9 protein-coding genes are annotated in these 13,063 nt (G+C 65.2%); all 9 read right to left on the bottom strand.

Going from position 1 to position 13,063, the window contains the following annotated elements; genetic code table 11:
• Nucleotides 1–19: 19 nt before the first annotated feature.
• The gene (locus PJE01S_RS10655) at nt 20–3,292 is read right to left on the bottom strand and encodes an efflux RND transporter permease subunit (RefSeq protein ID WP_068833565.1); all 3,273 of its coding nucleotides are present in this window, start codon (nt 3,290–3,292) and stop codon (nt 20–22) included.
• 12 nt (nt 3,293–3,304) lie between these two features.
• Nucleotides 3,305–4,483 (bottom strand): efflux RND transporter periplasmic adaptor subunit, encoded by a 1,179-nt coding sequence (locus PJE01S_RS10650; RefSeq protein WP_068833563.1) that lies wholly within the window; start codon nt 4,481–4,483, stop codon nt 3,305–3,307.
• A 2-nt stretch (nt 4,484–4,485) separates the two neighbouring features.
• The gene (locus PJE01S_RS10645; protein ID WP_068833561.1) at nt 4,486–5,181 is read right to left on the bottom strand and encodes a TetR/AcrR family transcriptional regulator; all 696 of its coding nucleotides are present in this window, start codon (nt 5,179–5,181) and stop codon (nt 4,486–4,488) included.
• 106 nt (nt 5,182–5,287) lie between these two features.
• Nucleotides 5,288–6,064 carry a YdcF family protein gene (locus PJE01S_RS10640; RefSeq protein WP_068833559.1) on the bottom strand — a complete coding sequence of 259 codons (777 nt, stop codon included), beginning with the start codon at nt 6,062–6,064 and terminating at the stop codon, nt 5,288–5,290.
• A 228-nt stretch (nt 6,065–6,292) separates the two neighbouring features.
• A complete protein-coding gene (locus tag PJE01S_RS10635) occupies nt 6,293–7,489 on the bottom strand; it encodes an acyl-CoA dehydrogenase (protein ID WP_068833557.1) in 1,197 nt (398 codons plus the stop codon).
• Between the two features lie 89 nt (nt 7,490–7,578).
• Nucleotides 7,579–8,721, bottom strand: coding sequence for a CaiB/BaiF CoA transferase family protein (locus PJE01S_RS10630; protein ID WP_068833555.1), 1,143 nt, complete (start codon nt 8,719–8,721; stop codon nt 7,579–7,581).
• 5 nt (nt 8,722–8,726) lie between these two features.
• Nucleotides 8,727–9,701, bottom strand: a complete 975-nt coding sequence (locus PJE01S_RS10625; protein WP_084389461.1) for a Bug family tripartite tricarboxylate transporter substrate binding protein — start codon at nt 9,699–9,701, stop codon at nt 8,727–8,729.
• A gap of 44 nt (nt 9,702–9,745) precedes the next feature.
• The gene (locus tag PJE01S_RS10620) at nt 9,746–11,455 is read right to left on the bottom strand and encodes an acyl-CoA dehydrogenase family protein (RefSeq protein WP_068833553.1); all 1,710 of its coding nucleotides are present in this window, start codon (nt 11,453–11,455) and stop codon (nt 9,746–9,748) included.
• 161 nt (nt 11,456–11,616) lie between these two features.
• Nucleotides 11,617–12,951 (bottom strand): serine hydrolase domain-containing protein, encoded by a 1,335-nt coding sequence (locus tag PJE01S_RS10615; RefSeq protein ID WP_068833550.1) that lies wholly within the window; start codon nt 12,949–12,951, stop codon nt 11,617–11,619.
• Between the last annotated feature and the right edge of the window lie 112 nt (nt 12,952–13,063).

The following is a 13,063-nucleotide window of genomic DNA, read 5'->3' as shown; positions in this document are numbered from 1 at the left end:
GAGGGGAGGCGGACGATGCTCAACCTCTGATTTTAGCCGGGGCGCCCGCTGGCAGCGAGTGGCTGGCGTGAGCCTCAAGGGGGGATGCCGGCTGCGCTTTGCCCCTGAATTTTCGCTTGAACCACTGGGCCAGATCGTCCATGTAGCAGTAGGTCACGGGCACGACGACCAGCGTCAGCAGCGAAGACGTGATGACGCCGCCAATCACCGCCTGGCCCATGGGCGCGCGTTGCTCCGAGCCTTCCGTCAGCGCAAAAGCCAGCGGCACCATGCCAAAGATCATGGCCAGCGTGGTCATCAGGATGGGGCGCAGCCGGACCTTGGCGGCGTGCAGCAGGGCTTCACTGCGCTCCATGCCGGGCACGCGGTGGCCGTCCACGTCCAGCCTGTCGGCGCGCATGCGAATCGCAAAGTCCACCAGCAAGATGGCATTCTTGGTCACCAGACCCATCAGCATCACCACGCCGATGATGGAAAACATCGACAGGGTGGAGCCAAACAACAGCAAGGCCAGCACCACCCCTATCAGCGTGAGCGGCAGCGAGGTCATCAGGGCCATGGGTTGCAGAAAGCTCTTGAACTGGCTGGCCAGGATCATGTAGATGAACAGGATGGCCATCACCAGCGCCGAAACGGCATAGCCAAACGATTCCGCCATGTTCTTGGTGGAGCCGCTGAACTGGTAGCGGTAACCGGGCGGGAAGTTGAAGCCGTCCAGCGCGGCCTTGATGTCGTTGGACACCTCACCGGCCGAGCGGTTGTAGACATTGGCGTTGATCGCGACTTCGCGGGTCAGGTCGCGCCGGTTGATCTGGTTGGGGCCGGTGGACTCCTTCACGCTGGCGACCTGGTTCAGGCGCACGATGCGCGCCGAGCCGTCGGCATTGCTGCCCAGGGTGCTGCTCATGAAAGGCAGGCGCTCCAGGTCCTGCGGCGCGTTGCGCGCATCGGGCGCCAGGCGCACGTTGACGTCATAGGTCTGGTCGTCGGGCGCGCGCCAGTTGCCCACGGTCTGCCCCGCCACCAGTGTGCGCAGCGAGGCGGCAATCTGCGCCACCGACAATCCCAGGTCCGACGCGGCATCGCGCCGCACATCGACCTCAATCACCGGCTTGTCGGCTTTGACGCTGGAGTCCAGGTCCACCAGTCCGGGGATGTTGCGGATTTTGTCGCTGACCAGGCGCGTCAGCCGTTCGAGCTCCTTCAGGTCCGGGCCTTGCAGCGAAAACTCCACCTGCTTGTTGCCGCCCACGGCGTCCAGCAGCCCGACATGGGTGACGGTGATGCCGGGCACCTGCTTGAGCCGCTCGCGCAGCACGCCCGACATCTCGTCCACACTGCGCGTACGCGCCTTGCGGTCGACCAGGCGCACATACACATTGGCGTACATCTTGCCCTGCGCGCTGCCGGTGTTGAGGGTCGCCAGCGTGTACTTCACCTCGGGAAACTCCCGGATGATGGCCTCCACCTGGCGTGCCTTGGTTTCGGTATGTTCCAGCGATGAGCCCACCGGCGTGTAGAAGTTGAGCGAGGTTTCCGAGAAGTCGGCCTTGGGCACGAACTCGGTGCCCAGCAGCGGCACCATGACAACACTGATGGCGAAAATCACCGCGGCCAGCGCCAGCGTCGCCGGCTTGTGCCGCAGCGACCAGCGCAGTATGCCCTGGTAGGCGTGGCTGAGCGACTCGCTGGCGCGGTCAAACCAGGCCGTCACGCGGCCAATGGTCTTGTCGTAAAGGGTGACCGGTGCCTTGCGCCGTCCGTGCGCTTCAATGGCCGGGTCGTGCCAGATGCTGGACAGCATGGGGTCCAGCGTGAAGCTCACGAACATGGAGATCAGCACGGCCGCCACGATGGTGACGCCGAACTCGTGAAAAAACTTGCCGATGATGCCGCCCATGAAGCCGATGGGCAGGAACACCGCGACGATGGAAAAGGTGGTGGCCAGCACGGCCAGGCCAATCTCCTGCGTGCCGTCCAGCGAGGCCTGGAAAGGCCCCTTGCCCATCTGCACATGGCGCACGATGTTCTCGCGCACCACGATCGCGTCGTCTATCAGCAGGCCCACGCACAGCGACAGCGCCATCAACGTGATCATGTTGATGGTGAAGCCGAACAGATTCATGAACAGGAAAGTGCCGATGATGGAAATCGGCAGGGTCAGCCCGGTGATCACCGTCGAGCGCCAGGAATTGAGGAACAGGAACACGATCAGCACCGTCAGCAGGGCGCCCTCTATCAGCGTGCGGCGCACGTTCTCCACTGCCACGCGAATGGGGCGCGAGCCATCGGTGATCAGCGCCAGCCGCGCGCCGGGGGGCAGCAGCGGCTGCAGCTCGGCGACGGCCTTGTTCAGCCCGTCGACCACGCCTATGGTGTTTTCATCCTGGGCCTTTTGCACGGTCAGCAGCAAGGTGCGCTGGCCGTTGTAAAGGGCCAGGCTGTCCAGCTCCTGGGCGCCGTCGGCAATGCGGGCGACCTGGCTCACCGTGACGGGCGCGCCCGCGCCGGCTTGACCGGCACCTCCTGATCCTTTGCGGGCCACGATGATCTTGCCGAAGTCTTCGGGCCGCTTCATGCGCGCGTCTATCTTGACCACGCGCTCCTGCGCCAGCGAACGGATGGCGCCCAGCGGCAGGTCCTGGTTTTCGCTGCGCACCGCATTGACCACCTGGTCGGCCGTGATGCCCAGCGACTCCATGGCCTGCGGGTTGAGGTAGACATTGATCTCGCGCTTGGTGCCGCCCACCAGCGTGACCGAGCCGGTGCCGCGAACGTTCTCAAGCCGCTTTTTCAGCACCTGGTCGGCCCAGTTGGTGAGTTCCACCGCATCCATGGCTTTGCCCTTGGCGGGATCGGGAAGAACGGCTACCGACCAGATGGCCCGACTGGCGGGGTCAAAGCGCAGGACGCGCGGCTCTTTCACCTCGTCGCGAAACGTGGGCCGGATCGCCGCGATCTTTTCGCGCACATCTTCGGCCGCCTTGCGCCCGTCCACATAGAGCTGGAACTCCATGATGACGATGGCCTGGCCTTCAACGCTGCGCGAGGTCAGGGCATTGATGCCGGCGATCGAATTGACGCCTTCCTCGATCTTCTTGGTGACTTCGCTTTCAACAATTTCGGGGGAGGCGCCGGGGTAGTCGGCGGTGATGACCACCACCGGAAAGTCGATGTTGGGGAACTGGTCCACCTGCATGCGCTGGTAGGAAAACAGCCCGAGTACCACGATGGCCAGCATGACCATGGTGGCGAAGACCGGATTTTTCAGGCTGACCTGGGTGAACCACATGGGCGGGCTTTCTCAGGGGGCCGGGGCGCTTGCCGCGGCGCTGGCCCGGGCCGCTGTCATCGGCGTGAACCGGACCAGGCTGCCCTCGCGCAAGCTGCCGATTTCGCCGCGAATGACCGGCGTGTTGTCGGCCAGGCCCTGGATGGCGACGACGGCTTCGCTGCCGGCCATGCCCCGCACCCCGAGCGTGACCGCGCGCTGGACCAGCTTGCCGTTTTCAACCGTCTGCACATAAGGCGTGGGCTTGTCGGTGCGCACCGCGCTGACCGGCACCGACAACAGCCGCGCACTGGCCGTGCCCAGCGTGCCCTGGGCGAACAGGCCTTGGCGCAGGGGCAGCGCATCGCCGCCGGCATTGTCTATGCTCAGGTAAACCAGCACGCTGCGGCTGCCCGCCAGCGCGCTTGGGTTGATGCGCACGACCCGGGCCTTGATGGTCTGCAGGCTGCCTTCAATCTGCAGCTCGGCGCTTTGGCCCGCGCGCACCGCCATGGCATCGGCAGCGCTCAGGGTGGCTTCCATTTCCAGGCGGCTGAGATCCACCACTTCGACAATCTTGCTGTCCACTCCCACGCGCTCGCCCGGCTGCGCCAGACGCTGCGACACCTGGCCGGCAATCGGTGTTTTGAGCACCGTGTCATCCAGCGATTTGCCGGCGACTTCGGTGGCGGCCACGGCGGCCTTGTAGGTGGACTGCGCCGCATTGAGGTTGGCCAGCGAGGTGTCCAGGGCGGTTTTGGAGATAAAGCCCTGGTCCACCAGCGCCTTGTTGTTGTCGTACTGCCGCTGCGCCACATCCACCTGGGCCCTGGCCGATTCGGCCTGCTCCCGGGCCTGGCGCACGCGCGACGCGTACTCGCCGGCCTCGATGCGCGCAATCACCTGGCCCGCCTTGACGAAGTCGCCCTCGCGCACCGTCAGGCCCTGAAGTTCGCCCGCCACGCGGGCCTTGATCACGGCGGAGTTGACGGCCTTGAGGGAACCCGAGACCGCCAGCCCTTGCACCACGTCGCGGACCTGGGCCCTGAGCACATCGGTGGCGGCGAGTTCAATGACACCCAGGTCTTTGGCGGCGCTGGCGGCGACCAGCGCCTGCTGTTGGGCCTTGCGCGCCGATAGGGCGCGCACCACGCCGCCCACGACCAGCACCAGGATAAGCAGGGCCACGGCCCATTGGATCCGGCGTTTCATGCTCAGACTTTCTCCTTGCCCTGGGCGGCCTGGTCCGGCGGCATGCTCAGGCCATGCAAGATGGTGTTTACTTGCGAGGCGATATATTGCTTCGGGTCCAGCGCCACGCTGTCGCTGACGCACACGCCCATGGAGTGCTTGGCCAGGATCAGGAAAATCATGGGCGCCACCACGCTGTAGACGGCATAGTCCAGGTCCATCGCGCGAAATTCGCCGCGGTCCATGCCGCGTTGCAGGATGCGGCGGATCAGCGCCTGGCCCGGCTGTATGACTTCCTTTTGGTAGAAGGCGGCAATGTCCGGGAAGTTTTTTGCCTCGCTCACCAACAGCTTGGTGATACCCGAGGCCTTGGTCGCCCCGACGCGCTCCCACCAGACATTCATGCAGTAAGCCAGCATTTCCCCGCTGCTGCCTTCAAAGCTGGCGAATTCCTCATTCCACTCCTTGAAGCGGCCGGAAATGTTCTCGCGCACCACCGCCTTGAACAGCTCTTCCTTGCTTTGAAAATAAAGAAACAGCGTGCCTTTGGAGACACCCGCGAGCGCGGCGACTTCTTCCACCCGGGTGGCGGCAAAGCCTTTTTCAACGAAGAGGTCCAGCGCCGCGTCCAGCAACTCGCCCGGGCGCGCTTCCTTGCGGCGCTCGCGCTTGGCGGCGACACCGTTGGTGTTATTGCAGAAAAATTTGGAAAGCGGCATGGTTACTGACTGGTTGGTTATTAATGTATCGTCATACCCCGGCAGCGTCAAGCCGGGCGGGGACGGATGAGGCCGGCCCGCAAAGCCTGCATGAGCGAATGCAGGCTCAGACCGGAAGGAAGCGGCCAGCGGCCAATCCCAGCCATTCGTGCAGCACCAGCTGCGTTGCCAGCAACCCGTGCGCCGAGGGCAGCCATTCCAGCAACTCCTGCTGGACGGGAAGGGTATAGCCGGTGGGGGCCGGCGTCACGGTGAGGCCGGCGCGTTCAAACGCGGCGACGGCACGCGGCATGTGCGAGGCATCGGTGACCAGCGCAATGCGCTGGATGCCGTCATGCTGGAGCAGGGGCGCCAGCAGGCGGGCATTGCCCGAGGTGTCGCGCGATTGCGCCTCGCTCCAGCGCAGCGTCACGCCATAGTCTTGCCGCGCCACGCGTGCGGCCACCTCGGCTTCGGATTCCTGCTGTGCGCCATGGGCCGCCCAGCCCAGGCCACCCGAAAAAGCCACGGGCAGGCCGGATTGCCTGGCCAGCCCCATCCCGTAGCGCAGCCGGGCGGCGGTGTGGGGGCCGGGCTGGGCCTGCCCGTATTCCGGCGCCTGCGGCAGCACGCCGCCGCCCAGCACCACGATGGCCTGCACCTTGCCGGTTTTCAGCGCCACGGCAGACAGCGGGGGAAATTGCGGCAGGGCATGGCGTGCCAGCCAGACGGCCGTGCCGTGGCAGCTGAGCAGTCCCAGCAACAGCAGCGAGAGCGTTGTCAGCAGCAGGCCGGCGCGCTTTTTCCTGACGGCCAGCAACACGCCCAGCAGGGCCAGCAGCAGCGGCGCCGTGGGCGGCATCACCAAAACGGTCAGCAGGGGTTTGAGCGCGCCAAATTCCATGATTTGCTATGAAATTAGTAGTGTATTGCGCTTCATTCTATGGGGCCGGCGGCCTGAATGACTCATAAGGCAGAGGCGGGCCGGTGCGCCCGGTCCTGGACCGGGGCAGAGGCTGCCGCTCGGGCAAGCCCCTTTCCAGAGGCCAGCCGCGCCGGCCTGCGGCGCCCAGCCAGCTATAAAAAATATAGCTCGCTGGGCGCATCCCCCTTGGGCTGGCGCCCGAAAAGATCAATAAAACGCCTGCAGGCCGGTCTGCGCGCGGCCCAGGATCAGCGCATGCACGTCGTGCGTGCCTTCGTAGGTGTTGACGGTTTCCAGGTTGATCATGTGGCGGATCACATGGTATTCGTCATGGATGCCGTTGCCGCCGTGCATGTCGCGCGCCATGCGGGCAATGTCCAGCGACTTGCCGCAGGAGTTGCGCTTGATCAGCGAAATCATCTCGGGCACGGCCTTGTCCTCGTCCATCAGCCGGCCCACGCGCAGGCAGGCTTGCAGGCCCAGCGTGATTTCGGTCTGCATGTCGGCCAGCTTCTTCTGGATCAGCTGGTTTTGCGCCAATGGGCGGCCAAACTGCTGGCGGTCCATGGTGTACTGGCGGGCGCGGTGCCAGCAGTCTTCGGCCGCGCCGAGCGCGCCCCAGGCGATGCCATAGCGCGCTTTGTTGAGGCAGCCAAACGGGCCCTTCAGGCCGCTGACATTGGGCAGCAGGTTTTCAGCCGGCACAAACACGTCGTCCATCACGATCTCGCCGGTGATGGAGGCGCGCAAGCTCATCTTGCCTTCGATCTTGGGCGCCGAGAGGCCCTTCATGCCTTTTTCCAGCACAAAGCCGCGGATGCTTTCCTGGCCGCCGACCTTGCCGTCAGCGTCTTCCAGCTTGGCCCAGACCACGAATACATCGGCAATCGGGCTGTTGGTGATCCACATCTTGCTGCCCTTGACGATGAAGCCGCCGTCCACGGGCTTGGCACGCGTGAGCATGCTGGCCGGGTCGGAGCCGTGATTCGGTTCGGTCAGGCCAAAGCAGCCGACCCATTCGCCGGTGGCCAGCTTGGGCAGGTATTTCTGGCGCTGCGCCTCGCTGCCGTAGGCGTTGATGGGATGCATGACCAGCGAGGATTGCACGCTCATGGCGCTGCGGTAGCCGCTGTCCACGCGCTCCACCTCGCGCGCCACCAGGCCGTAGCTGACGTAGTTGAGGCCGGCGCAGCCGTAGCCCTCGATGGTCGAGCCGAGGAAACCCATGGCGCCGAACTCGTTCATGATCTCGCGGTCGAATTTTTCATGGCGAGCCGCCATCAGCACGCGGGGCTGCAGCTTTTCCTGGCAGAAATCGTGGGCGGCGGCAACGATGGCGCGCTCGTCGTCGCTGAGTTGCTCCATCAGAAAAAACGGGTCTTCCCAGTTGAATTTGGTTTTCATGGCAATTTCCTTTAAAGGTTTCTAGCAGTGTACCGAAGTTGATGAATATGCTTTAAGTGTCAACTAAATGATGGGCCGGATTGATTGCCTCAGGCTTTGGAGTCATGGGAAGGCAACTCTGTTGGCGGCGCATGGCGGTAAGTCGCCGGCGTGCGGCTCAGCTTGATCGGGGAGGCGATGCCCGTGTAGTCTTCGCCGATGCGCACGACCATCTCGCGGTGGCGGGTATGCGGGTGCTGCAGGGCGGCGTCTACCGACAGGATGGGTGCGCAGGGCACGCCAAGCTGCATCAGGGCCTCGGCCAGTGCTGCGCCGTCGTGTTGTGCCAGCGCCTGCTCGAGGAGCCGGCGCAATTCCTGGCGGTGCACCGAGCGCGCACCCGCCTGGCTGAATCGCGGGTCGCGTGCCAAGTCCTCGGTCTGCAGGTGCTGGCACAGCAGGCTGAATTGCCGGTCGTTGCCCACCGCCAGAAAGACCGGCACGCTGCGGGTGGGAAAGGCGTCGTAGGGGTAGATGTTCGGGTGGGCATTGCCCGTGAGCCCGGGGTTCTTGCCGTCCAGAAACCAGTTGGCCGCATGCGGATGCAGCAGCGACAGGCCGCAGTCGAACAGGCTGGCCTCGACAAACTGGCCCTTGCCGCTGCGCGCGCGCTCCTGCAGTGCCAGCAGCACACCCAAGGCGGCGTTGAGCCCGGTCACCATGTCGACCACGGGCAGCCCCACGCGCAGGGGCTCGCCGCCGGATTCGCCGTTGACACTCATGATGCCGGTCAGCGCCTGCACGGCGGCGTCATAGCCGGCCAGCCCGCCCAGCGGGCCATCGGCGCCGAAGCCGCTGACGCGGCAGTGAATCAGGCGCGGAAAGCGTTGGGCCAGGTTTTCGTAGCCCAGTCCCCATTTCTCCATGGTGCCGGTCTTGAAGTTTTCGATCAGCACGTCGGCGCCTTCCAGCAGGCCCAGCAGCACGGCCTGGCCCGCTGCGCCGGCGAGGTCGAGCTGCATGCCGAGCTTGTTGCGGTTCAGGCCCAGGTAGTAGGACGCCACGCCATGCCGGAACGGCGGGCCCCAGGCGCGCGTGTCGTCGCCTTGCGGTGGCTCGACCTTGAGCACGTCGGCGCCGTGGTCGCCCAGGATCTGGCCGCAGTAGGGGCCGCCCAGGACGCGCGAGAGGTCGATCACGCGTATGCCTTGCAGCGCGCCTTGCGGCGTTGTGGGGTTGGAATCGGTGTTCATGGTGCTCAGTCCGCCTTGGCGCCGGACACCTTGATCACCTCGCGCCATTTGGCGGCTTCGCTGCGCATGTAGACCGCCAGTTGTGCGGGCGTGGTCTGCGGTGGCGGCTCCAGGCCCTGCTGGGCCAGGTGCTGCTTCACGTCGGGCTGCTGCAGCACCTGTGCGAACGCGGCATTGAGTTTCGTCACCACCTGCTGCGGCGTGCCCGAGGGCGCGACGATGCCGAAAAACACGCTGGCATCGAAGTCCTTCAAACCCTGCTCCATCAGTGTCGGCACCTCGGGCAGGGCGCGCGAGCGGCTGGCCGAGGTCACGCCCAGCACGCGCAGCTTGCCGGCCTTGATGTGGGGCAGGGCGGTGAGCACGTCGGTGAAGGACATGGCCACCTGGCCACCGAGCAGGTCGTTGAGGGCCGGGCCCGTGCCCTTGTAGGGAATATGCTGGATGTCGGTGCCCGCGCGCATGTTGAACAGCACGCCCGCCAAGTGCGACGATGCGCCGCTGCCTGAGGAGGCGAAGCTCAGCTTGCCGGGGTTGGCCTTGGCGTAGGCGATCAGCTCTTTCATGTTCTTGGCCGGCACGCTCGGGTGCACCACCAGCACATTGGGCAGCTGGCCGATCTGGATGATGGGCGAGAAGCTCTTGAACGGGTCGTAGTTGATCTTCTGGTAGAGGTTCATGTTGATCGCCAGCGGCGCCGAGGTGCCGAACAGCAGCGTGTGGCCGTCGGCCTCGGCGCGCGCGACGTAATCGGCGCCTATGTTGGCGCCGGCGCCGGCCTTGTTTTCGACGATCATGGTCTGGCCCAGCACGGGCCTGATGGCGTTGGCCAGCGTGCGCGCCATCGCGTCGGTGGGGCCGCCGGGTGCATAGGGCACGACCAGCGACAAGGGCTTGTGCGGGAAGCTGGCCTGGGCCCAGGCCGTACCGGCGCCTGCAAGGCAGGCCAGCGCGAGCAGACAGGTTCTGCGTGTGTTCATCTTTGTCTCCTTTAATAATTGGTGTGAGGTGTTAGCGGCCGGGTTCAGGCCGCCAGGAAAATGTGCTCGGCCTCGGGGTCGCCGTCGTGCCCGGCTGCCAGCGGGTCGGCGGGCAGCAGGCGGTGCCGCAGCACCAGGCGCGCCAGGTGCATGCGCTCGGGCGTGCCGATGCGCGCCGACTCCCAGGCCATCGCCACCGCCGTGGTCGTGTGATAGAGCGCCGATGCCGCGCGCCGCGCCAATGCTTCGCCGCCGTCGGCCACGGCGGCATGGGCCAGCGCCACGGCGCGCACCATCACGTCCTGCAGGCTGGCGCGCAGCCTGCCGTCCATAGGCGTGTCATCAAGCAGTTTTTCGAGATGCGCCATCAGCGCGGTCAGCGACTGTTCGCGCCGGATCGCGCGGATCACGTCCAGCGCCACGATGTTGCTCGTGCCTTCCCAGATCGAGCCCAGGTGCGCGTCGCGCACCAGCCGCGGGTCGCTCCACTCCTCGATGTAGCCGCAGCCGCCGCGCACTTCCATCGCGTCGCCGGTGACCTTGCGCGCATCGCGGCAGGCGCGGAACTTGATCAGCGGCGTGAGGATGCGCGCCAGGCGCAAGGCCTCGGCGTCGCCCGCGTCGGCGCGCCGCAGCGCCTCGGCGGTCTGGAACACCATGGTGCGCGCCTGCTCGCTGGGCAGCAACAGCTTCAGCAGCTGGCGGCGCATCAGCGGCAGCGCTATCAGCTTCTTGCCAAAGGCCTGGCGATTGCGTGCAATGTAAAAGGCCTCGCTGACGGCGCGGCGCATCAGGCCGGCGGCGCGCACGCCGTTGGACAGGCGCGAGTTGTTCACCATGTCGGCCATCTGCACAAAGCCGCGGCCCTGTTCGCCGACGAGCCAGGCGCGCGCGCCTTCGAGGCGGATTTCGCCGCTGGCCATGGAGCGGGTGCCCAGCTTGTCTTTCAGGCGGATGATGCGGTAGTGGTTGTGCGCGCCGCCCTCCAGCTCGCGCGGCAGCAGGAACAGCGACACACCCTTGAGCCCGGGCTCGCCGCCTTTACCGTCGTCCACGCGCGCCAGCACCATGGCCAGCGCCGCGTCGGGGTTGGAGCAGAACCACTTGTCGCCCGTCAGCAGCCAGGCGCCGGGATGGTCGGGGTCTGGCCGCGCCATTGTCTCGGTGGCCGCGATATCGGAACCCGCGCCCTGCTCGGTCATGAACATCGCGCCTTGCGAGAGCGTGTCCATGTCCAGGCTGGTGAGCGAGGGCAGGTAGCGCTGCACCAGTTCGGGGGCGCCGAATTTCTTGAGCGTGCGCGTCAGCGAGTCGGTCATGGACACCGGGCAGCACAGCCCGAATTCGGCCTGCACAAAGAGATAGGTCAGCGCGTACTTGGCCATGGCCGGCAGCTGGCCCTGCCAGCCCAGCACGTCGCTGCGGTGCGAGATCGCCGCCAGCGCGTATTCGCTGAAGGCCAGGCGCTCCATCTCGACATAGGCCGGGTGCTTGATGAGCTTCTGCTCGTCACGCCCGCTGCGCGAACGGTGTTGCAGTTCCGGCGGGTTCTTGTCGGCGGTGTTCGCCAGTTCGTCGAGTGTGCTACCGGCCAGCGCGCCCAGCCGTTCGAGATGCGGCGTGAGGTGCGTCACCAGTTCGGGCGGCAGGTAGACCTGCAGCAGCGCGCGCAGGCCGGGGTCGGTGGTGTAGAGGTTGGCGCCGTGCTGGTCGGGAACGGGATGGCTGGGCTGGGGGGGCTCGTTGATGGGCATGGATGTCTGGTCTCCTGGGTTCATTGTTGGAACGACATTAATATTTTTCCAATATTGAATATGTCTTCGGCAATACAATTTTTATATTCAAGAAATTTCGCCATTGACGCTACTTTCTGGTCCTGGCCGAAGAGCTGCACTTCGGCCGGGCGGCGCGTCGCCTACTGCGGATGGGCCAGCAGGTGTTTGGCCAATGCGTGGTAGGCAGGCAGCGATGTGGGGTCGTTGTTCGGGTTTCCCGCCAACGGGTGCGAGGCGAACCGGGCGATGACCATTTCAGCCTTCGGATCGATATAGATCGCCTGGCCATGAACGCCGCGCGCCGAATAGGCACCGTGCTCGTTGTGCGACACCCACCACATGTTGCGGTAGCTCCAGCCCGGCAGCGTCTTGTAGCCCGCTTTGGCGAACTCGGCCTTGCCGGCCCCGTTGCGAATGTCGGCCACGACCTTCCTGGGCACGATCTGCTGACCGTTGTAGTTGCCGCCCTGCCGCATCACTTCACCGAAACGGGCCATGTCGCGCAGGCCCGCGTTAAACCCGCCGCCGGCGAATTCGGTGCCCACGGTGTCGATCGTGAAATAGGCGTCCTGCTCGGCACCGAGCTTGCTCCAGATGCGTTCTTGCAGGTTTTCACCGATCGACTTGCCGGTTGCACGGCGGATCACCCAGCCCAGCGCGTCGGCGTTGACCGTCTTGTACGCAAAGGCCTGGCCGTGCGCGCCTTCTTTCTTGATCGTCTGCAGGAATTCGTAGAACGACTTCGGCCCCTCGTAGCCGGGCGGGCGAGGTGTCACGCCGCCCGCACGCGTATGGTCAAAAATTTCAGCCTTGGGGTCGGCATAGTTCTCGGAGTATTTGATGCCGGTGGTCATGTCGAGCAACTGACGCACGGTGACGTCCCCAAAACCGGTGTCCTTGAGTTCGGGAACGTATTTCGAGGTGAGCGCGTTCTCGTCGATCACACCCTCCGCCACCAGCATGGCGCTGAGGGTGCCGATGAACGACTTGGTCACCGACATCGCGATGTGCTGCCCCTGGGGCTTGAACACACCGAAGTAGCGCTCGTAGACGATGCGGCCCTTGTGCAGCACCACGATGCCGTCGGTGTAGTTGGCGCCGAGCGATTGCGCCCAGGTCATGGTTTCGCCAGTGCCGAGCACCTGAAAGCTCACACCGTCGATGTCCTGGCGCGCGGCCATGGGCAGCACACTGACCGGCCCGGTACCGCGTGCCACGGTGCTGGTCGGAACAAACTGGCGGTAGTTGGAAAATGACCAACGTATCTGGGGAAACTTGCGGAACGTGCCATCGGCGAACTGAATCAGTTTGTCGGCAGGTGGCGGAGAACCCGCCATCCACCCCATCGTGACCGGGTCGCTGGCTTGGGCATCCGCAAACTTCGGCGTGGTCTGCGCGCCCGCCTGCAGGCTCGTCACGAGCAAGGCCATTGCGGCCGCCCATCGAGCCGGGTTCGTTATCACTGTGTCGATCATGGTGTAGCCCTCGAAGAGGTTGGTGGTTTGGGAAATTGCCGGCGCAGGGTAGCGGCCAGCATGCGCGGCTACAGGAACTTGCCCTCGCCGCAGGGCGGTTCGTTGATGGGCA

The sequence above is a fragment of the Polaromonas jejuensis NBRC 106434 genome (assembly GCF_001598235.1).
Lineage (GTDB): Bacteria > Pseudomonadota > Gammaproteobacteria > Burkholderiales > Burkholderiaceae_C > Polaromonas > Polaromonas jejuensis.
The sequence above is the reverse complement of the archived record's forward strand: the minus strand, read 5'-3'. Positions and strand labels throughout refer to the sequence as shown.